The 19,448-nt window shown below is 65.1% G+C and carries 19 protein-coding genes; 11 read left to right on the top strand and 8 right to left on the bottom strand.

What is annotated here, in order from left to right; all coding sequences use genetic code 11:
* Positions 1 to 338: 338 nt before the first annotated feature.
* Complete coding sequence (locus tag E1809_RS27830) at positions 339 to 473, bottom strand: hypothetical protein (RefSeq protein WP_268908737.1); 135 nt, start codon at positions 471 to 473, stop codon at positions 339 to 341.
* Between the two features lie 110 nt (positions 474 to 583).
* On the opposite strand from E1809_RS27830, the gene E1809_RS25235 reads away from it, so the two are divergent.
* Positions 584 to 1,408, top strand: coding sequence for a MurR/RpiR family transcriptional regulator (locus E1809_RS25235; RefSeq protein ID WP_133206977.1), 825 nt, complete (start codon positions 584 to 586; stop codon positions 1,406 to 1,408).
* 145 nt (positions 1,409 to 1,553) lie between these two features.
* Entirely contained in the window at positions 1,554 to 3,122 is a 1,569-nt protein-coding gene (locus E1809_RS25230; protein ID WP_133206976.1) for an NCS1 family nucleobase:cation symporter-1, read from the top strand.
* Positions 3,123 to 3,364: 242 nt separating this feature from the next.
* Here E1809_RS25230 and E1809_RS25225 read toward each other — a convergent pair whose 3' ends face one another.
* The 4 genes from E1809_RS25225 to E1809_RS25210 all read right to left on the bottom strand — a co-directional run bounded on the left by E1809_RS25225 (position 3,365) and on the right by E1809_RS25210 (position 7,855).
* A complete protein-coding gene (locus E1809_RS25225; RefSeq protein ID WP_133206975.1) occupies positions 3,365 to 4,408 on the bottom strand; it encodes an esterase/lipase family protein in 1,044 nt (347 codons plus the stop codon).
* Positions 4,409 to 4,508: 100 nt separating this feature from the next.
* Positions 4,509 to 5,657, bottom strand: coding sequence for a GGDEF domain-containing protein (locus tag E1809_RS25220; RefSeq protein WP_133206974.1), 1,149 nt, complete (start codon positions 5,655 to 5,657; stop codon positions 4,509 to 4,511).
* Between the two features lie 282 nt (positions 5,658 to 5,939).
* The gene (locus E1809_RS25215) at positions 5,940 to 6,908 is read right to left on the bottom strand and encodes a helix-turn-helix domain-containing protein (protein ID WP_165962497.1); all 969 of its coding nucleotides are present in this window, start codon (positions 6,906 to 6,908) and stop codon (positions 5,940 to 5,942) included.
* 350 nt (positions 6,909 to 7,258) lie between these two features.
* Positions 7,259 to 7,855, bottom strand: coding sequence for a TetR/AcrR family transcriptional regulator (locus E1809_RS25210; protein ID WP_133206972.1), 597 nt, complete (start codon positions 7,853 to 7,855; stop codon positions 7,259 to 7,261).
* Between the two features lie 160 nt (positions 7,856 to 8,015).
* Here E1809_RS25210 and E1809_RS25205 point away from each other — a divergent pair, with 160 nt between their 5' ends.
* The 8 genes from E1809_RS25205 to E1809_RS25170 all read left to right on the top strand — a co-directional run bounded on the left by E1809_RS25205 (position 8,016) and on the right by E1809_RS25170 (position 15,908).
* Positions 8,016 to 8,789, top strand: a complete 774-nt coding sequence (locus E1809_RS25205) for an SDR family oxidoreductase (protein ID WP_133206971.1) — start codon at positions 8,016 to 8,018, stop codon at positions 8,787 to 8,789.
* A 72-nt stretch (positions 8,790 to 8,861) separates the two neighbouring features.
* A complete protein-coding gene (locus tag E1809_RS25200) occupies positions 8,862 to 9,761 on the top strand; it encodes a VOC family protein (RefSeq protein ID WP_133206970.1) in 900 nt (299 codons plus the stop codon).
* On the top strand, positions 9,758 to 11,362 hold the full coding sequence (locus E1809_RS25195; RefSeq protein WP_133206969.1) for an FAD-binding oxidoreductase: 1,605 nt from the start codon (positions 9,758 to 9,760) through the stop codon (positions 11,360 to 11,362). The genes E1809_RS25200 and E1809_RS25195 overlap by 4 nt, the downstream gene beginning before the upstream one ends.
* Positions 11,337 to 12,506 carry an acyltransferase family protein gene (locus E1809_RS25190; RefSeq protein WP_133206968.1) on the top strand — a complete coding sequence of 390 codons (1,170 nt, stop codon included), beginning with the start codon at positions 11,337 to 11,339 and terminating at the stop codon, positions 12,504 to 12,506. Before E1809_RS25195 ends, E1809_RS25190 begins: the two co-directional genes overlap by 26 nt.
* Before the next feature lies 1 nt (position 12,507).
* Positions 12,508 to 13,647 (top strand): sedoheptulose 7-phosphate cyclase, encoded by a 1,140-nt coding sequence (locus E1809_RS25185; protein WP_133206967.1) that lies wholly within the window; start codon positions 12,508 to 12,510, stop codon positions 13,645 to 13,647.
* Positions 13,644 to 14,366: a cupin domain-containing protein gene (locus tag E1809_RS25180; RefSeq protein ID WP_133206966.1), complete on the top strand. Its 723-nt coding sequence runs from the start codon at positions 13,644 to 13,646 to the stop codon at positions 14,364 to 14,366. The genes E1809_RS25185 and E1809_RS25180 overlap by 4 nt, the downstream gene beginning before the upstream one ends.
* Positions 14,363 to 14,713 (top strand): cupin domain-containing protein, encoded by a 351-nt coding sequence (locus E1809_RS25175; RefSeq protein WP_133206965.1) that lies wholly within the window; start codon positions 14,363 to 14,365, stop codon positions 14,711 to 14,713. Before E1809_RS25180 ends, E1809_RS25175 begins: the two co-directional genes overlap by 4 nt.
* Complete coding sequence (locus tag E1809_RS25170) at positions 14,703 to 15,908, top strand: MFS transporter (RefSeq protein ID WP_133206964.1); 1,206 nt, start codon at positions 14,703 to 14,705, stop codon at positions 15,906 to 15,908. The genes E1809_RS25175 and E1809_RS25170 overlap by 11 nt, the downstream gene beginning before the upstream one ends.
* Positions 15,909 to 16,099: 191 nt before the next feature.
* Here E1809_RS25170 and E1809_RS25165 read toward each other — a convergent pair whose 3' ends face one another.
* The 3 genes from E1809_RS25165 to E1809_RS25155 form a co-directional block, all read right to left on the bottom strand.
* Positions 16,100 to 17,515 carry an MFS transporter gene (locus tag E1809_RS25165; protein ID WP_133206963.1) on the bottom strand — a complete coding sequence of 472 codons (1,416 nt, stop codon included), beginning with the start codon at positions 17,513 to 17,515 and terminating at the stop codon, positions 16,100 to 16,102.
* A gap of 102 nt (positions 17,516 to 17,617) precedes the next feature.
* Positions 17,618 to 18,328 carry an NAD(P)H-dependent oxidoreductase gene (locus E1809_RS25160; protein WP_133206962.1) on the bottom strand — a complete coding sequence of 237 codons (711 nt, stop codon included), beginning with the start codon at positions 18,326 to 18,328 and terminating at the stop codon, positions 17,618 to 17,620.
* Positions 18,329 to 18,369: 41 nt separating this feature from the next.
* Positions 18,370 to 18,702, bottom strand: coding sequence for an ArsR/SmtB family transcription factor (locus E1809_RS25155; protein WP_133206961.1), 333 nt, complete (start codon positions 18,700 to 18,702; stop codon positions 18,370 to 18,372).
* A gap of 330 nt (positions 18,703 to 19,032) precedes the next feature.
* Here E1809_RS25155 and E1809_RS25150 point away from each other — a divergent pair.
* Positions 19,033 to 19,448: hypothetical protein (locus tag E1809_RS25150; RefSeq protein WP_133206960.1), on the top strand; the 416-nt coding region annotated here is incomplete at its 3' end.

Genomic DNA, 19,448 nt, shown 5'->3' with positions numbered 1-19,448 from the left:
GATGAAGACATCGACGGATTCGTGGTCCTTGATCACGCAATAACCCCCAGAATTCCGTTCCGATCTAACAGCGCTGGCATGTCCTGCGGCCCCAGAGTTCGGCATCCACGTTACGGCCGGCCTCCCGCGGTAAGGTCTGCGGCTGGTCTGGTCCCCATTAGCGATCCCCTGGCGCCTATCGGAACCCGGTGACAACACCCCCCGGATCATGGTCGACTGGGGGACAAGATCATGCCGGGCCCGACAGGCCAGCAACCCCGATTCTTACTCATTTAGGGGCCACGAAAAAGGTAACGGGATGCCCGGGACTGCGGCAGCTTCGTCTCCGCCGTCGACCGTCATTGCCCGGCTCGGGCGCCGGGGATCCGCGGCTGCAGCCGCACGAGGGCGCCATCGACGGCGTCTCCGCGGGCACTGTCCCGGACCGGGACATCGTAGGCATCGACGTGTTCCTCGCTTCCAATGACGGTCATGGGTCACCGGACAGTTTCTCGCCGCCACCGGCGGGACCAAGCTCTGAACGACCGGCAGCCGACGGTCTGGGAACAACCATGCTTCTCCCTGATCGTGAGACGGTTGTTTCATGAGGATTGAGGAGCGAATCGAAAAGCACTATGCGGAACTGGGGCCTCAGGAGCAGAAGGCCGCCGACACGTTGTTGGACCGGCTGGGCGATCTGGCCGTCTACAACGCGGCCGAACTCGCCGGGCTCAGCGGCGTTTCCAAAGCGACCATGAGCCGGCTCTTCCGCCATCTGGGCTTCGCAAACTTCAATGAAGTCAAGGAGCACACCCGCAGCCTCCGGTCCAGCGATGTGCCGCTCGCTTCGCAGGGGCCCGACGGCGGGCTCCCCCGTCACCGCGCGGTTGAACAGGATAACCTGGATCGTCTTTGGGGCTCTCTTGACGACGCGCGTCTCCTCGCGCTGAGCCGGCAGTTGGTCGAAGCCGGGAACGTTCTGCTGATCGGATTCCGGAACAGCTTCCCACTGGCCCTCCATCTGCGTCAGCAGCTCCTGCAGTGCCGTTCCTCGGTCCATGTGGCCCCCCAGCCCGGCCAAAGCCTGGGAGAGGAACTGGCAGGGCTGGACGGCAAGGACGTCGTAGTCTTTCTCGGTTTCCGCCGCAGGCCCGCCACCTTTGAGAGGGCCTTAAGGGCCGCCGCAGCCACCGGCGCCACCACTGTCCTCATCGGCGATCCGAGTGGCCGGTGGCTGGCAGGCAGCGCATCGGTGTGGATCGAGTGCCCCGTGGAGGGCAGCGGAGCGTTCGACAGCTACGCCTCGGCCATGAGCCTGATGAGTGTGCTCGCGAACGGAGTGATGGCCGCATCTGGGCGCAAAGGCAGGGAGCGGGTCAGGAAGATCACCGGTGTCTTCGATGGTCTGGGAGAGATCGAGCGCCGTTAGCCGGATTTCCTCTCGGACGCGGACTCCCCAAGAAAGCGTAAAGAACAGTTAGCGGCACGGAAACGGCACTGAAACATCCGTTCCATTGAATTGGACTTGTGAAACGACTGACTCTGTCGTGGAAACCCTGATTCGAGGAAAAAATATGTCCGAAGCACAACTCGCCCCGGAGCAAACCGGTCCGCACGAAACCGCTCCCGGCGCCCCGATCGACAGCCCTGCCAACCGTGATCCGCGGCTGAGCAACGAAGACCTGATGCCCCTGGAACACCAGCGGTGGGGCAGCTACAACCTGTTCGCGTTCTGGATGTCCGACGTGCACAGCATCGGCGGGTACGTGACAGCCGGAAGCCTCTTCGCCCTGGGCCTGGCTAGCTGGCAGGTCCTTATCGCCTTGCTGGCAGGCATCGTGATCGTCCAAGTTTTCTGCAATCTGGTCGCGAAACCCAGCCAACAGACCGGCGTTCCGTACCCGGTGATCAACAGGGCCGTCTTCGGAGTCAAAGGCGCCAACATTCCGGCCATCATCCGCGGACTCATTGCCGTGGCCTGGTACGGCGTGCAGACCTTCCTGGCCTCCGAAGCCCTCGTCATCGTCTTCCTGAAGTTCTTCCCTGCCATGAAACCGTTGTACGACGTCCACCGGTATGGATTCCTCGGACTCTCCGCTCTGGGCTGGATCTGCTACGGGATCCTCTGGGTGGCGCAGGCCGCACTGTTCTGGAATGGCATGGAAAGCATCCGCAAATTCATCGACTTCGCCGGACCGGCTGTGTATGTTGTCATGATGGTCCTGGCCGTCTACTTAGTGTCCAAAGCCGGAATCGGGAACATCAGCCTCGACCTTTCGGCCGGCAAGCCGTTGGACTTCGCGGCATCCATCCCGGTCATGATCTCCGCCGTCGCCCTGGTCGTGTCCTATTTCTCGGGGCCTATGCTGAACTTCGGCGACTTCGCCCGCTACGGCAAGAGCTTCAAGGCAGTAAAGAAAGGCAACCTCCTCGGACTGCCCGTCAACTTCCTGTTCTTCTCCCTTCTGACCGTTGTGACGGCGTCAGCTACCATCCCCGTGTTCGGCCACCTGATCACGGATCCGGTCAAAACCGTGCAGGAAATCGACTCCGTGTTCGCTGTCCTGCTGGGCGGTTTGACGTTCGTCATCGCTACCGTCGGCATCAACATCGTGGCCAACTTCATTTCGCCGGCGTTCGACTTCTCCAACGTGAGCCCCCAGAAAGTCAGCTGGCGAATGGGCGGCATGATCGCCGCCGTCGGATCCGTCATCCTGACCCCCTGGAACTGGTATTCGAACGACGACGCCATCCATTACACGCTCGGCGTGCTGGGCGCGCTGATCGGGCCGCTCTTCGGGATCCTGATTGCCGGTTACTACCTCGTGGGCAAGCAGAAGGTGTGGGTTGAGGACATGTACACCATGAAGCCCAGCGGCAAGTACTGGTTCCGCAACGGGTACAACCCCAACGCCGTCAAGGCAGTTGCGATCAGCGGGGTGGTTTCCATTGCGTCGGTGCTGATCCCCAAGGCCCTCCTCGACGCAGGAGCAACCACCGTCGACGCCACATGGATCGGCAACTACAGCTGGTTCATCGGGTGCGCCGTGGGCCTGCTGACCTTCTGGTACTTCGAAAAGCGTTCCCCCATGATCGACCTTGAGCCGAACGGCGTCGAAGCGAACGACGGCGCCAACAGCTGACAGGCCCCGTTGGCCAAGAAGCTGGACAAGGAGCCCATTGAAACCGACGGCGCGGGCACCGACCGCGGCACAATGTGTCGTCTACAGACATCAAAATCGGATGCGCTCCACGAAGAAGTCCCGCAGGATTGCCCCCATTCCTGCGGGACTTCTTTGTGTTCTGGTCCGAGCAGCTGAAGGCATGTGAGCATGCCTCAATCATCTGCGCACCTAGCCCGTCAGCTCAGTCCTTCCAGACCAGCTCAGGGCTGGGCGTAGACGTACGGCTTGAGGGCCGGTTCGGTTCCGACGTGCGGGTACGCGACGAGTTGGGCGAGGACGTTGTTCCACAGGTCGACGTACTTGCCGGGGAAAGTCATAGGATCCACTCCCGGCATGAACAGTTTGGTGCAGGTGGACGCCGGGACCCGATCGGGATCTGCTGGCCCGTCGTGGGAGAGCGCATCGATGGCCAGGGCGTACGCGACCGGATCATAGGTGCCGGTGGCCAGATGGTCGGCGGCGTTGAGCGGGCAGACATCCTGCAGGGCGACATTGGTGATGCTGCCCCCGCCGCCGTGCATCGATGTGGTTCCGGAATCGTTCAGGTTCGGTGTGACGAACTGGTCGGTGTGGGAGTAGATGTCCGTGTAGGAGATGCCGGCGAAGGTTTCCTGGTAGGAGTTGGTTGCCTGGGTGAAGGCGGAGTTGAGCCGCTGTTGCTGCAGCGCGGGCGCGCAACCGGCGGCGCACATGCCGTCTACGGTCAGGCTGCCGTGGTTGGTGGCCCCCAAGGCAACGTAGTCATCGACCATGGCACGGGTGTCGGGCCAGAAACGCAGCGCGAAGCGGGGTGCAAGGCCGCCCTGGCTGAAGCCGAGCAGGTCGACCTTCCGGCCGCTGGCCGCGTTCACCTGTCGGATCGCGTTGACAATGTACTCGGCCGAGACCTGGATGTCGTTCATCGCGTTCTCCGGTAGTGTCACGGAGCAGTACGGCCAGTTCAGTTTGTCCAGGGCCTGGAACCAGTTCCCGTCGAAGTTGGTCTCCGGGGTGAGGGTGGTTCCGGGGATCAGCAGCACCACGTCGCGGGAGGCGCCGCTGACATTCGCGGAGCACTCAAGGCTGGCGCCCAGCAGGTTCTGGGGCACGGAAAGCGCCGGGCCGGGCTGGTCGACCGGGGCGTACAGCGGCCCTTGGTCGGCGAACGCCGCCGTGACGGGCGCAAAGGCCAGGGCCACTGCGGTGGTGGCCGCGACGACCGTGCTCCGGATCAGTTTGTGGATCGGTAAGCGTCGTTCATTCATTGATGGTTCCTTTCTTGTGGAAACAGTGGTGATCGGCCGAGTCTGCGCGGGCAGGCGAACCACGCCGGACATGCGCTGCCGGCTGGTTGATGATGTGCGGTCATTGGTTGCCTCCGATGACCGCGCGGTTGCGGCCTCGACGTTTCGCCTCGTACAACGCTGAGTCCGCGGCCGCGATGAGTTCATCCAGATCGTTTCTTTCCGGCCCGATGGAGATGATGCCGTAGCTCGCCGTGGGCATGGGGAACAGGGCGGAGGTACCGGCGGCTTCAAGGCGTGTACTGATTGACGCGACGATTTCCTGTGCCCGCGTGGTGCCAGCGCCGGGCAGGAGAAGGATGAACTCTTCGCCGCCGAGCCGTCCGATCAGGTCGCTGGATCGAACCGAGGCCCGGCAGGCGTTCGCGAATGCCTTCAGGGCGGTGTCTCCTGCCGCATGTCCGTGGTCGTCGTTGACTACTTTGAAATGATCAAGATCCGCCAGGACCAAGCATCCTTGCCGTCCGCCGGGCCGAATCTTTTGCAGTTCCTGGCAGGCACCCTCAAGGAAGCCGGTCCGGTTCAGGAGGCCTGTAAGTCCGTCCTGTGCGGCTGCGGTCCTGAGGACCCTGGCCCGCGCTTCGGCGCTGAGCGCGAACATGCTGAATGAGGCGACGGACAGAAAAGCCATCCCGACAAGTGCGGCGGCCCCCGCGTCAAAGCAGGTGTTGTACAGGGTCCCCCTGGGAGAGTCGAACCCGAACACGGCGAGGCGGCACAAGTAGAAGGCGGAGACCGACGCCGCGGCGATGGCCATCGACGCACGGATGGTAGAGACTTCCAGCCCGCCCAACCACAACTCCCGTGCGGCAAGCCCGATCATCACGCACATCAGTGCCAGGTATGCCGGGTCTCCCGCCATCGGGTTTGATGCCGGAGAGTCCAGCATCGCCGCGGTCCCGGCGAGCAGAGGCCCCGCGACAAGCAGTCCGGCATGGGGCCGCAGCGCCCTCAGGGAGCGGGCGCTGGCCCAGATGGCCGATGCGCCGGCCACGAGCAAAGCGTTACCTGCCGGCTCCGCCCACCAGCGGTACGGGGTCCCGCCCAGGAGGAGTGCTGCGGAGCCCGCGAGAAACAGGGCCAGCGAAACGCACCACCACGCGCTGTACGGCGACCGGGTGGTCCGGAACTCGGCGAGGTAGAACAGAATTCCCAGGGTCGAGGCCACCACGGCGAACGCCACCCGGAGGGTTGTCGTGTCCAGGACCACTGTTCAGCTCCGCCATGCCAAAGCCGCGGTTCCGGCAGAATGTTGCGCGCGTTTCCTCATGGTTCCCCCTCCGATTGTCGATCAGCCTCTTCGCAGGTCGCCGTTGACATCACCGAGGTCTTTTCCCCGGGCGGAAGCACATCGAAGTCAATCCTGAGGGAACGCGACGTGACCTCGTGACGAACAGGGAGCGGGGAGGGCTGATTGGCACAGATCGGAACAACGGGTTGCACAAACCGTGATTCCGGGTATCCAAGAAAACGTGTTCTGCGCGGATTTGTGTCAGCGGTCGGTCGAATAGTTACTGCGGTACTGGGTTGGAGTGATCCCGTTGCGTTCCTTGAAGGCTCGATTCAGGGAAGTGCTGCTTGCAAAGCCGGACACGCGGGCGATCCGGTTCAGTGCCGTTTCTTCCGGAAGAGTCCGCAGAAGCATTTCCGCCTCGTCAAGGCGCCTGGATTTGATGATCGAAGCCACGGAGACTTTGCGCCCCTCAAAGAGCCGGTAGACGTAACGCCGGCTGGCACCAAGCGCAGTCGCCAGGTGGTCGATGTCGAAAGCAGGGTCCGCGAACCCGTCCTCCACCAGTTCAAGAACCCGGTCCCTGTTCGACCTGGAAAGATCATCGTTCCTGCTGTAACCGATGAAGTAGGCGGACAAGAGCCCGGTAGCCAGTTCGAGAACCGCCTGTTCCATGTAGGGCGCCTGATGCGCACCTTCGCCCTCTGCAAGAGCCAGGCCCCCGTTGACGAGGTCCCGCAGCGCGTCAACCATCAGGCCGCCGGACCAGGCCGCAGCCTCCAGCTGGTCTGTGTCGATTCCGCGGTATTCCAGAAAGACAATCGGGATCTGGAGCAGCGTCGCATCGGTGCCGTCGAGGTTGTGGCCTTCGAAGATGGATCGGGGCAGGAGCGTGACGATGTCGCGTGGACCGGCGATGGCTTCCCTGCCGCCCTGGCGGACGGTGACTGCGCCTGTGTGGACCAGCACCATGTGAATGTACTGGTCGAATGCATCCCCGAGATGCTTTCTGCGGCGGTAAAGACTCGCAGCGTTTCCCCGACAACGGGACACCATGAGCCGGTCGCAGTACCAGGTCCTGATCGTGATGGCGGCCCCGACCCGAGTCGCCGACATGACCTGCCACGGCTCCTTAGCCGCCCGCAAGGCCTCCGCCCCGGTCAAGGAGTCACCCCGCCGGTATCGGCCGCCATAGCCGCGGACCTCCAGGTCCATCTCAACGACAGGCATAGTCACACTCATCAACCCCCAGTGGTGAAACAGCGAAACAGGCTCCGATGCTACCCCACGGCCAGGGCCATTCAGGGGCAGCAGTCTACTGAACCGAACCAGCGGTCGTTCAGACGGCTGAATGGGGCGCGACCACGGGGCAGCTAGTGTCGGCAGGCCGTTGGTGCGCCGTCCGCGGCGTCGCCGGTGTCCTAGTCATTCGGGGCGCACATCTGCACTCAATTCGCCGTCAGATTGGGGTGATGGGCCGATCCAAAGCCCTGGAACGAACGAGTTGAACAGGACGGCTTCTTCGGCGAAGGATCCCCGAGGCGGCCGGAAGGTCCGCGATGGAACGTCCACCCTCTGCGCTAGGCGCCGATGGCGGTGATGGCGTAGTTGGCGATGCGGGTGAGGTCTGCCTTTGTGGCGCCGTCGCGGGCTTGCTGACTCATGCCTTGCAGGGTGGCCCCGACGAAGGCGGCCATGGCCTTGGTGTCAGTGTTTTGAGGGAGGAGCCCTGCGTTCAGGTCGCGGGTGAGGGCTTCGGCCATGGCGGCGATGTTGTCGTTGCGCATTTTGGCGAGGCGGTCCCCGACGTGCCGGTTGGCGGAAGTCACGGTCACGGCGGCGCTGATGACCAGGCAGCCTCCCGGGTACGAAGTCGAGGCGTAGTGTTCGGCTGCTTCGAGCAGCAGGCGGCGCATGAGCGCCAGACCGGTGGCTTCCTCGGCGAAGGCGATCGACATGAAATTGCCGTGGGTGGCGTTGTAGTGGTCGACGACGGAGAAGAACAGATCTTCCTTAGACCCGAATGCTTTGTACAGGCTGGGCGGGTTGATGCCCATGGCGTGGGTCAATTCGGAGAGGGACGCGCCTTCGTAGCCGTGGTCCCAGAAGACCAGCGTGGCCGCCTCCAAGGCGTCCTCGACGTTGAATTTGCGCCCTTGACCTGCTTTGCCTGACATCGTTGTCCTTCCGTTTGCCTGTTGTTTCCAGACGCCCCCTTTCGTCCGTTCAATACTTCCAGTCTCCCCAGCCACCGCCGTGGGCATGTGACGAGCTTCACAGCTCCAGGGGCGACTCAATTCTTGTAGTGATCGCTACACGTATGTAAGTATCTCACTCATGAGCGAAACAAACAAAGACCAGATTGCTGTTGTAACGGGTGCCAGCCGCGGAATCGGTGCCGCGATTGCTTCCCGCCTCGCCGCCGACGGATTCACGGTCGGGATCCACTACGGGCGCGACACCGACGCCGCGGACGCCACGGTCGCCGCCATCGAGGACGCCGGGGGCAAGGCGTTCGCTTTCCGTGCCGATCTCGCTGCCGGCACCGCGGCGGAGGACTTCTGGGCCTCCTTCGACAAGGCCGCGGCAGGCGCGGGGGTGATCGGCCAGTCCTTGAAGGTCCTGGTCAACAACGCCGGGGTCACCCTCCGCGGGGCGATTGAAGACTTCAGCCGCGAGGATTTCCTCGCCCAGCAGGCCGTGAACGTCAACGCCCCGTATTTCATCGTCAAGGAAGCCCTGCCGCGCCTCGCCGACGGCGGCCGGATCGTGAACATCTCCTCCGGCGTGACCCGCATCGCCTTCCCGGAAATCATCGGCTACGCCCTGACCAAGGGCGCCATCGACGCCTTCACCCTGACCCTGGCCAAGCACCTCGGTCCCCGCGGGATCACCGTCAACGCCGTGGCCCCGGGCGTCGTGGACACCGACATCAACGCGTCCTGGCTGCGCGGCAACCAGGACGCCATCGACGGCGTCTCCGCGAGCACGGCACTGGGCCGTGTCGGCCAGCCCGAGGACATCGCGAGCATCGTCGCGTTCCTCGCCTCCGACGACGGCCGCTGGGTCACCGGACAGACCGTTGACGCCACGGGCGGAACCAACCTCTAAGACCACCAACCCGCACCATCCGGCGGGGCCCCGCCGCACAACGGCGTCAATTGCACGAAAAACATAGGGGGAATGATGAACCGTGCCCGCACACGCGGCATTGACCATTTCGGTCTGACCGTCGGATCGCTGGAGGACGCGATCCACGACCTGAGGAACGCGCTCGGCGCCGGCCTCTGCTATATCGAGGGCCCGATCCGGGACCCTGAACCCGGGTGGATGTCCGCCAAGCTCGGTGCACGCGGCAGCTGCACCTTGCGTATTGCCGCCCTGAACGTGCTCGGAACCAACCTCGAACTCTTCGACTATGCCGGCGCCGCACAACGTTCCTGGACCTCGCCTCCAGGCGCGGCAGGAACGTTCTTCCTGCTGCTGCGGACCCCCACGCCGGAACGAATCATTTCCCGGCTGTTCAACGAGGACGCGGTGGTGCGCCCCGTCGAGCACCCCGTGCCCGGCTACGAGATGGGCCTGCCCTCGGGCATCCATCTGGCCATCCAGCACGGTCCAGCGGAGCAGCTTCTCGGCGCGGTCTGCCTGAACCGGTACGACCACGACAGGGCACTCACCGAATTCACCGGAACCTTCGGTCTCCGCGAAGTGGAGGCGGTGACTGCTTTCGGAGCCTCGGGAACTGTGCTCGCAGGGGATCACGGCGCGCCCCTGGCGGTCCTTCACGGCCACTCCCCCGCGCCCCGTCCGGCGAACAGCGACCCGGGCGGGCACCATGTGGCATTTCACTCCGACGACATCGATGCCTCCCTGGCGTCCCTAGCCGCGGCCACCCGGTACGTCCCACGAGGGGCACCGGAAACCATCACCGACGGCCCGATAGCCGGTGACCGGTGGGTGTACCTTGACTCTCCTTTCGGTCTGCAACTCGAAGTGATCAACATGCCCGACGGAACCCTTCCCTACGAAGCCGGCGCCTCCGCGCTCCGGGCACCGATTACGATCGGAGCGTTCGCATGAGCACCGCTTCTTCCCGCCGCACCTTCCTGGGGGCCGGGGGCGCTCTCGCAGGCGCCTTCGCCCTGAGCAGCATCGCCCCAGGCGCCAATGCCGCGCCGTCCGGAACAACCCGCACCCCGCACCGTGTGATCACCCCGGGGTCGGAACAGTACGAGGACCTGCTGCAAGGCACCAACCTGCGCTGGAAGGGCGCCGCCCAAAGGATCGCCTTCCCCACAACCACCGACGAGGTCGCCCAGGAACTGCGCACCGTCCTGGGCCTGAATCTTCGCCCCTCGGCCCGCAGCGGCGGGCACTGCTATGAGGGCTTTGTCGCCAACGGCGACATCAAGGCAATCATTGACCTAGCGGCGATGGACCAGGTCCGCTGGGATCCGGAAATGAAAGCGTTCGAAGTCGGGGCAGGCGCGCAACTGGGCCTCGTCTACCAGCTGCTCTACAAGCAGTGGGGCGTGTACGCTCCGGCAGGAAACTGCCCCACCGTCGGGGCCGGCGGACACATAGCCGGGGGCGGTTACGGGAGCATGAACCGCCGCGACGGACTCGTCGTGGACCACCTGCTGGCTGTGGAAGCAGTCCACGTCCGGGCGGACGGGACCGTCGCGGTCAGCCGCGGTACCCGCGACCCCCGGGACCCGCACCACGAGCTGTGGTGGGCACACACAGGCGGCGGCGGAGGGAACTTCGGCATCGCCACACGGTACTGGCTGCGTTCCCCCTCAGCGAGCGGCGACCAGCCCGAAAACGCCCTGCCCTCCCCGCCGCGCCACGTCTGGCTCAGCACCGTGGCCTGGGACTGGGCCTCCATCGACGAGGCCGCGTTCACCCGTCTGCTCAACAACCACGGCCGCTGGCACGAAACCCACTCCGCTCCCGGGACCCCGGAAGCCAAACTGTTCGCCCAGCTGAAAACCTGGCACCGTTCCAACGGTTCGATCACGATGGACACCATCGTCGATGCGGCAACACCGGACGCGACCGGCGTCCTTGACCGCTACCTCGCCGCCGTCTCCGCCGGAGTCCCAGCGCCAAAGGTTGTCCAGCACAGGCTCGTTCCTTGGCTGCAGGCGACCCAGTGGAGCGGGTTCACCGGCCCGGACTCGACCCGCCGCTTCAAAGGCAAGTCGGCCTATCTTCGCCGAAGCTACACCCCCGAAGCCATTTCTGCCGCCTACCGGGGCCTGAACGATCCCGCCATCTCCAACCCGACTGCCCTGTTGATGATTGCCTCCTACGGCGGCGCCGTGAACCAGGTCTCCACGGTGGCGACCGCCGTCCCGCAGCGTGACTCGATCATCAAGTTCCAGGTCGTCTCCATCTGGGACAACCCGGAAGACGATGACGCCAACGTCGCCTGGACCCGCACCACCTACAGGAACATGTTCTCCACCACCGGCGGCGTACCCGCACCCAACGAGAACGCGGACGGCGCCTTCGTGAACTACGCCGACGTTGACCTCAACGACCGTGCCTGGAACACCTCGGGGCAGAACGCGTTCCAGCTCTACTACAAGGACAACTTGCCCCGCCTAAAGCGCGCACGCGCCACCTACGACCCGAAAGGAGTGTTCACCCATGCCCAGAGCATCCCTCTTGCCTGAAACAACAACCCAGGCACCGGCGGGCGTCCGCCGCCTGGACGCCCTGACCGGGCTGCGCTTCTACGCCGCGTTGCTCGTCTTCGCCTTCCACCTGAGCCTGAACCGCTTCTTTGCCGGCGACGCACCGGCCGTCGAACCCTTGCGCTTCATCCTGAAAAACGGCGGTTGGTTCGGCGTGACGTTCTTCTTCGTGCTCTCCGGATTCGTCCTGGCCTGGTCGGCCAGGGCCGGAGACACCCCGGGACGGTTCATCTGGCGACGCATCGCCAAAATCGTGCCCAACCACGCCGTGACCTTCTTCGCCGCCCTGGCCATCGGCGGGCTGGGGGCAGCGAGCACGGGTGAAGCCGTTGCGAACTTCTTCCTCCTGCATGCATGGATCCCGGCCGACACGGCGTTCTTCAGCATCAACCACCCCTCTTGGTCCCTGTCGGCGGAACTGTTCTTCTACCTCGCGTTCCCTTTCGCGTTTCCGCTCGTGAAGCGTGTTCCCCGCCGGCGGCTGCTCGCCGTCGGGGCCGGCCTGGTGCTTCTTGTCACCGCGGCGCCCCTGGTCGCCGGGCTGCTGCCTTATGGGGCCGAGTTCGGCGCGAACCACCTTCAATCCCCGCTCCATGGGGCATCCATCCCGCAGATCTGGGCCGTCTACGCACTGCCTCCGGTGAGGTTCATCGAATTCGCCCTCGGCATGCTCGCCGCCCGCGCCGTCCTCGAAGGACTCATCCCGCGGATTCCGCTCAGGCCGGCGGCCGTGTTCGCCGCCGCCGGATACGCGGTCAGCCTCTTCGTGCCGCTGCCCTGGCAGATGGATGTCGCCTACGTCCTGCCGGTCGCAGTGCTGGTCATCGCGGCAGCACAGGAACCGGCACCACCGAGGATCCTTGCTTCACCGGCTGCCGTGCGGCTCGGAGAGCTCTCCTTCGCCTTCTACATGGTCCACGACATCGTCCTGACCGCGACACGGGCCATCCTAGGCCCGGACCCCCTGCAGGCTTTACCCGCTGCCGGGATCATCCTTGCGTCCTTCGCCGTGAGCCTGGCGGCCGCGTGGCTGCTCTGGCGGCTGGTCGAAACGCCCGCCAACAATGCCCTGCGGTCCCTGAACCCCTTCGGCACCCGACGTTCCACCATACGAGAGGCCTGACATGACCACGAACAACCGATCCTGGACCGTCTCTGCACAACAGGACGTGAACTACCGCGTTGAAACGACGTTTGACATCCTCGACCCGGCCAACCCGACCCTCATCGACGGCGAATACGGTTCCCGCCGTCTCATTGTCACGGACACCACAGTTGATGCCCTCTACGGAGAAAAGATCCGCGCCTACGCCGAAGCCAACCTGACCGAACACCGGATCCTCGTCCTGCCTCACGGGGAAAGCAACAAACGCTGGATTGCCGTCGAGACCGTCCTGGAAGCGATCGAATCCTTCAAACTGGACCGCCGGCGTGAACCGGTGATCGCCATCGGCGGCGGCGTCCTGACCGACATCGTCGGTTTCGCCTGCAGCATCTACCGCCGGAACACCCCTTTCGTCCGGGTCCCCACCACCTTGATCGGCATCGTAGATGCCAGCGTCGGTGTCAAAACCGGGGTGAACTTCCAGGCCGGCAAAAACAAGATCGGCACCTATTTTGCCGCCTCACGCAGTCTCCTGGACACCTCGTTCCTGGCCAGTCTCGGTGCACGGCACGTCTCAAACGGGCTCGCCGAGATCCTCAAGATCGCACTCATCAAGGACCGGGACCTTTTCTCCCTGCTGGAAGAACACGGCGCCTCGGCCCGTGCCGGCCGGTTCCAGCAACACAGTGACGCCGAGCAGCAGATCATCGACCGGGCCATCGCCGGGATGCTCGAAGAACTCGAACCCAACCTGTGGGAGCAGAACCTTGAACGGCTTGTCGACTACGGCCACAGCTTCTCACCGACCGTCGAAATGAAAGCCCTCCCCGAACTCCTGCACGGGGAAGCCGTCTGCCTCGACATGGCACTGACCACCGCCATCAGCGTCCACCGCGGTCTGGTCTCCGCAGAACAAGCCCGTCGGGTGTTCACCGTCATGGGCAAGCTCGGCCTGCCGGTATCCCACCCGGCCATGACGGTGGGGAACCTGCTCGAAGGCCTGGCCGACACGACCCGGCACCGCAACGGCCTCCAGCGGCTCCCCCTCCCGGTCGGCATCGGGGCTGCCGTGTTCGTCAACGACCTCACCCCCGCGGACATCGCCGCGGCCCTGGAAATCCTGGCCTCGGCAGCCCAGTTCGAAGGCGCCGCCGTATGAACACCCTGACAAGCGCCCCGCCCAGGCCGCGCACCCCGGCAGGGCATGCCACCGTTCTCGGCGTCCACGGCGCAGAAGGCCAGACCGGCTGGAAAGCCTTCTACACCCGCCGCGAACTGGCCTCCCCGACAGAGGCAGTCGAATGGGCCACCCTGCCGCCCGGGGCAGTCTCCGGCGAACACCGCCACACCCGCACCGAGGAGATCTACCTCATCCTGGACGGGAACGGAGAATTCTTCCTCAACGGCGCCCCGCATCCCGTTCGCCGGGGCACACTCGCCCTCACCACACCCGGGAACACCCACGGCCTGCGCAACACCGGGAACACCGCCCTGAACTGGTGGGTCATCGAGACGCTCACACCCCGCACCCAGAACGCCCTGAACGGCACCGACCACACGGAGACCGCACCCATGCCCGCACAGATCTTCGACCTCAACACGGCACCAAGATTCGACACCCAAGGCATCTTTGACGGCCCGCTCACCGCCGTCGAACGCCGCACCCTCACCACCGGACAAGTCCTCACCCTCGGTGAAGAAACCACCGAAATCGCCGGGTTCCTCAACCAGGGAACTGCCGAACTTGCCTTCCCAGGGTCCACGGCACACATAGAAGCCCCCACCGCGTTCCTGGTCCCTGCCGGTGCCACGGCCACGTTCACACCGGAAACCGGCGTCGAACTGTTCACCGTCGAGCTGCGGATCACCCGGCCATGATCATCAGCACCGTCGACACGGACGATTACTGGAGCTGCCTGATCCGCCGCGGCATGCTGCACAGCGAAACGGAAGCCATCGAACACTGGACCCTCGCCCCCGGCCAGGAACTCCGTCTGGGCACCCAGGGAGTCCACGAAGCGCTGCTCCTGCTCTCCGGAACAGCCACCGTCGCCGGGGAAACCCTGAAACCCGGGAGCCTGCTGCTCGCCCCCGCCCTGCAATCAGGCGCCCTTACCGCGACCACAACCACCCATATCCTCAGTATCCGCACCTACCCCGGGCACGTCACCCGGGTGCTCCCGGCCCGGATACCGGAACTACCCGAGGCCGAACGTGCCATCTGACACCGCGGGGGCGAGGCTACGGGCAACCGTGGCCTTGCCCCTGGCCGTCTTCTTCGCAGTCACCGTCGAAATGGCACCCGCGGGCGCCCTCACGCACATCGCCGGCTCACTGAACACCGACATCGGATCCGCGGCCGCAGGCTCCAGCCTGTACGCCCTGAGCACGGCAATCCTCGCGCTACCCCTGTCCGGCCTTGCGCTACGCTTCGACCCGCGCAAAGCCACCGTCCTCGTCGGCGCAATCTTCACGGTCCTGGGCCTGGCCACCGCCGCGGCACCCGATCTGCCCTCCTATCTTTTCCTGCGTGCCCTGAACGGGGTGGCCCACGGCGCGTTCTTTCCCCTCGTCCTCGCCCTAGCGGCCGCGGCAGCATCCCAAAACACCGGCAAAGCCGTCGCCAGAGTCCTGCTGGGCAACGGTTTCGCCCTGGCTGCGGGCGTTCCCGTCTCCGAGGCGCTGGCGACCCTGAACTGGCGGATACCGATCGCTGTGGCAGCCGCCGGCGTTTTCTTCTCCATCCTCTTCGCGCCCCGCCCTGTGCCCAGTGAACTCGAGGGCAACAACGACGAGGCACACACCCCGGCCCGCGGCGTGTACGGACTGGCCGCCGTTTTCGCTCTCGCCTTGGCTGGGCATTTCTCCTGGTACACCTTCCTGGCCCCTGCAGCTGCCGCCGACACCGTGCCCGCGCCCCTGGCCCTCGCCTCCTACGGGGCGGCAGTCATCATCGCCACCGTGTTCTCGGGGACCATCGCCGGATGGCACCGGCTGCGACGCGCAACTTTTGTCGTCGCCGCCGAAGCCATCAACTTGGCTGCCGCCGCCTTCATCCCGGGACCGGCAACAACCATCACGGCCTCCGTGCTGGCGGGGACCTGCTTCGGTCTGCTCCCGACCCTGGTCCAAACAGAAATGCTCGAGCGGGCCGCAAGTCACCGCCCCTTGGCCTCCGGAGCCGCCGTTGTCGCCTTCAACACCGGCATCGCCACCGGAGCAGCCGCAGGAGCAACAACCACCGGGCTTTCCATCCACGCCCCAGCCCTTCTCGGCGCGGTCCTCCTGCTCCTCGCCGCGGCAGGATTCCACGCAGTCCATTCACCCGGCGGCAAACGCCGGGGATCACGGTCGGTGGTCGGCGCCAAACCAGAACCGGTAACCATAACGGTCCCTCGGACAGATCGACCCCGGGTATGACATCGAGGCTGCGGCTCCATTCCCGGCACCGGACCTGAAGCCGACTCACCTATTGATGGAGGAAGGCTAGCGAGCCCCCGCACGTGTTCACGCCGCGGGGGCTCGCTGTGTGCCTTGCTGGCCGCAAGGGTGTCCTCAGGTGACGGGCCGCATTCCGCGGCAGCCCCCGCTGCACCTGGGCGGCAGTGTGCTCAGGCCGCGGTTTTGGCCGCTGCCGGCAGGCGCAGGAAGAGCGCGACCACGATCGCGGACACGAGGCAGATGATGGCGTTGATCCCGATGGCTGCCTGGAGCCCTGGCAGCAGCGTGGAGGCGGCGAACGCGGTGACGATGGCCGACATGACGGGCGTGCCTAGGGTGATGCCGACCTGCTGGCTCATGGTGATCAGGCCGGTGGCGAGTCCCTGCTGTTCGGCCGGGACGCCAGTGGTGGAGGCGACGGTGTAGCCGACGATCGCGACAAGGTTTGCGACGCCGCCGATGAAGGTGACGGCCAGCAGCGGGATCACCCAGGCCTGGTGGTCCGTGACGAACGCCAGCGGCAGGGTCGCGGAGCCCTGGACGATGAAGCCGATGACAATCGCGGTCTTGGAGTTGGTCTTGCCGATGACTTTCGGGGCGATGAGGCCGCCCAAGACGGTCCCGATGCCAAGCCAGGCGAAGATCAGGCCTGCGGTGACGGCGTTGAAGCCGAGGGTTTCCTGCAGGTACAGGGTGAGCGGGAAGACGAGGGAGGTTTCGGTCGCGAAGGCCAGGAGCCCGGCGAAGTTGCCCCAGGCGATGTTCCGGCGCTTGAGCAGGGCAGGGGCGACGAGGGGTTCGGCGACGGTGGATTCGATCCGCAGGAAGACCGCGAACAGGACCAGGGCCGCGAGAATCGCGCCCCAGGCCAGCGGGTTCGCCCATCCGGTTTCACCGGCGGTCGTGATGCCGAAGACGAGGGCGACCAAGGCCAGGGTGACGGTGACCGCGCCGGGGGTGTCCAGGCGCGGGCGGCGTTGGGTGGGCGTGTCGGTCAGCACGAACGGGGCGGTGGCCAGAACGAAAAGCGCGACGACAACGTTGATGAAGAAGGCCCAACGCCAGCTCACCAGACCGGCGAGCACACCGCCGAGGGCGGCACCGGTCGTGAAGCCCGCGGCCATAAGGGCACCGCTAAGGCCCAGGATTCGGGCACGGGCGGGCCCTTCGGCGAACATGGTGGTCAGCAGCGACAAGGCTGCCGGGGTAACCATTGCGGTGGCGAGGCCCTGCCCGACACGGGCGCTCAGCAGCAGCACGGGTTCGACGGCGAGGCCCGCGACGAGCGAGGAAGCGCCGAGGAGGATGATGCCCAGGATGAACAGGCGTTTGCGGCCGAACAGGTCCGCGACACGGCCGAAGAACAGGGTGAAACCTGCCGCGCAGAGGGCGAACGCGGTGACGATCCATTGCAGGTTCGCGGTGGTGAAGCCCAGGTCGCGGCCGATGTGCGGCAGGGCGACGTTGAGGACGGAGAAGTCGACGGCGAGGGTGAAGTTTGCCGTGAGCAGCACGGCGACGGCCAGACGCTGGCGGGCGGTGAGCCGTTCCGCCGCCCTGGTCGCGAGCAAAGTATTCGCGGTCATGGTGGGTGTCCCTTTCTGGAGCGGTATCCGGGAGGTCCGGATGGGCGCAGTTGAACTGCGGACGTGCGTAATGCACTGTCCGCGGATGTGGTGATGTGATGGCTACCGGGTGGCGGTCAGGTCCAGGTAACGAGTGGAAGCCGCCAACGGGCGGTGGTGAATGTTGCCGAAAGTGTGGCGCACCTGGCGGAGCGCTTCTGCCCGCCGGGCATCGTCCAGGTGGGCCGGGCCGTAGGTGATGACGGGCTCAAGAGCGTCGTAACCGACGAACTCAAACATTCCGCGGTGGATGTGGAAGAGGAAATCGTTGATGTCACCGAAGGCACCGTCGGCGGTGAAAGCATCAGCCGAACCGCCGGTCGTGGCCAGCACCACGGCACGCCGACCGGTCAAAGCCGCCTGCTCGAACGCACCGAGGTCCCCGCCGCTGACGCCGCCCATGACGAAGACCCGGTCCATCCATCCTTTGAGGATCGCCGGCAGCGAGAACCACCACAACGGGAACGAGAGCACCAGCAGATCCGCCCGGAACACCGCGTCCAAATCGGTGCGGACGTCTGCCGGGAGCATCCCGTCCTTCACGGCGTTCCATTGTTCGCGCTGCGGCTTGAACGGCCCCTCGAACGGGGCAAACTCGCTGCGGTCCAGGACCGGTTCCCAGCCATTGGCGTACAGGTCGATGAACTCGACCGTGTAACCCTGGGCGCGTAGGGTTTCCGCGGCGGCATGGGCCTGGGCGGTGGAAAACGATACTGTCTCGGGGTGGGCGTGGACAATGAGCGCCGAAGCGCGGGAGTCAGTTTGCGTGCTCACACGCACAACATATCAATAAATCGCGATATGTCGATATGTTGCTAGGCGATGCCCGCCACCCTGTCCCCCACGCGACGCAACAGCATCTCGTTGCGCTTGTAGTGGGTCCATTTGCCTACGCGGGTCGATTGGACCAGCCCTGCACGTTCCAGGGTGCTCATGTAGGACGAGACTGTCGACTGAGCAAGGCCGATTTTGGCCTGGATGTGGCTGACACACACACCGACCTCGATCCGGTCCGCAATGGGGTCGTAATCGGCAAACTCGGATACCGGGTCGCGGAGCCAATCCATGATCTGCAGGCGCACGGGATTGGCCAGTGCCTTGAGCGCATCAAGCAGCGCATCGGCAGAGAGACCGTCTTTGTCGCTCATGGCACGCACCCCCTCCCCCACATTCTATCCAGCCGTTGAGCACGTGAAGCGATGATGCGCATCAGAGGCCGCGAAAAACGGCCTCCTTGCCGGGGGTTACAGATTGCCCGGACGGACCCCTTGGCGCCGCCTCACTGCCGCCCCGGTGGTCCGGTGAGGTAAATGACATCTGTGCGTAAGCGTTTGCACATACTGTGGCGTACGTCATATTTTGGTGCTCGCGGCCAGGACCGGTGCGCCCCAGACCCCGGTCCTGGACGCTCCAATGCCGCCGTCGGCGGCATTGGATTCGAGGGGGATTGGATCGATTTGAAAACGTTGGAAACACTCGTGCGTGCAGGCCTCAGCCGTCGGTTGACGGAAAACGCGCAGGTGACCGTCTCACCGGAAAACTTCCTGCAGGCACTGGACGTGGATATCACCGCAGACCCCCACTCCGTAAAGGCCCACCGCAGCATTCCGGGCTACGAGAGCTTGGGGATCGGCGCGGCGGCGGAAAGGCTGGACGCCGTGGCCGGTCTGGGCATCAAGGGCGTCGCGGTCCGGGTCATTGACCGGCCGGTGTCCGGGCGGGAAGAATGGCGTGGCCGCCGGGACCCGTGGGTGTCCGCGATCGGCACGCTGGTCGAAGAGGCCGCGGCCAGGCACCTGACGGTGGTGGTCGACCCGTTCAGCGCGGCGCTGCAACCCACCGGCCAGTGGGGTCTGCTTTCGGACCTGGAACCTGCCGACGGCGGGACCTTGGG

The organism is Arthrobacter terricola (assembly GCF_004354015.1).
Classification (GTDB): Bacteria; Actinomycetota; Actinomycetes; order Actinomycetales; family Micrococcaceae; genus Arthrobacter; species Arthrobacter terricola.
Note: the sequence above shows the minus strand (reverse complement) of the source record. Positions and strands in the feature narration are given on the sequence as shown.

Bases quoted from the DNA above. Each gene is read 5' to 3' on its own strand.
- E1809_RS27830 (WP_268908737.1), bottom strand. From the start codon at position 473: ATGACCGTCATTGGAAGCGAGGAACACGTCGATGCCTACGATGTCCCG.
- E1809_RS25235 (WP_133206977.1), top strand. From the start codon at position 584: ATGAGGATTGAGGAGCGAATCGAAAAGCACTATGCGGAACTGGGGCCT.
- E1809_RS25230 (WP_133206976.1), top strand. From the start codon at position 1,554: ATGTCCGAAGCACAACTCGCCCCGGAGCAAACCGGTCCGCACGAAACC.
- E1809_RS25225 (WP_133206975.1), bottom strand. From the start codon at position 4,408: ATGAATGAACGACGCTTACCGATCCACAAACTGATCCGGAGCACGGTC.
- E1809_RS25215 (WP_165962497.1), bottom strand. From the start codon at position 6,908: ATGCCTGTCGTTGAGATGGACCTGGAGGTCCGCGGCTATGGCGGCCGA.
- E1809_RS25210 (WP_133206972.1), bottom strand. From the start codon at position 7,855: ATGTCAGGCAAAGCAGGTCAAGGGCGCAAATTCAACGTCGAGGACGCC.
- E1809_RS25205 (WP_133206971.1), top strand. From the start codon at position 8,016: ATGAGCGAAACAAACAAAGACCAGATTGCTGTTGTAACGGGTGCCAGC.
- E1809_RS25200 (WP_133206970.1), top strand. From the start codon at position 8,862: ATGATGAACCGTGCCCGCACACGCGGCATTGACCATTTCGGTCTGACC.
- E1809_RS25195 (WP_133206969.1), top strand. From the start codon at position 9,758: ATGAGCACCGCTTCTTCCCGCCGCACCTTCCTGGGGGCCGGGGGCGCT.
- E1809_RS25190 (WP_133206968.1), top strand. From the start codon at position 11,337: ATGCCCAGAGCATCCCTCTTGCCTGAAACAACAACCCAGGCACCGGCG.
- E1809_RS25185 (WP_133206967.1), top strand. From the start codon at position 12,508: ATGACCACGAACAACCGATCCTGGACCGTCTCTGCACAACAGGACGTG.
- E1809_RS25180 (WP_133206966.1), top strand. From the start codon at position 13,644: ATGAACACCCTGACAAGCGCCCCGCCCAGGCCGCGCACCCCGGCAGGG.
- E1809_RS25175 (WP_133206965.1), top strand. From the start codon at position 14,363: ATGATCATCAGCACCGTCGACACGGACGATTACTGGAGCTGCCTGATC.
- E1809_RS25165 (WP_133206963.1), bottom strand. From the start codon at position 17,515: ATGACCGCGAATACTTTGCTCGCGACCAGGGCGGCGGAACGGCTCACC.
- E1809_RS25155 (WP_133206961.1), bottom strand. From the start codon at position 18,702: ATGAGCGACAAAGACGGTCTCTCTGCCGATGCGCTGCTTGATGCGCTC.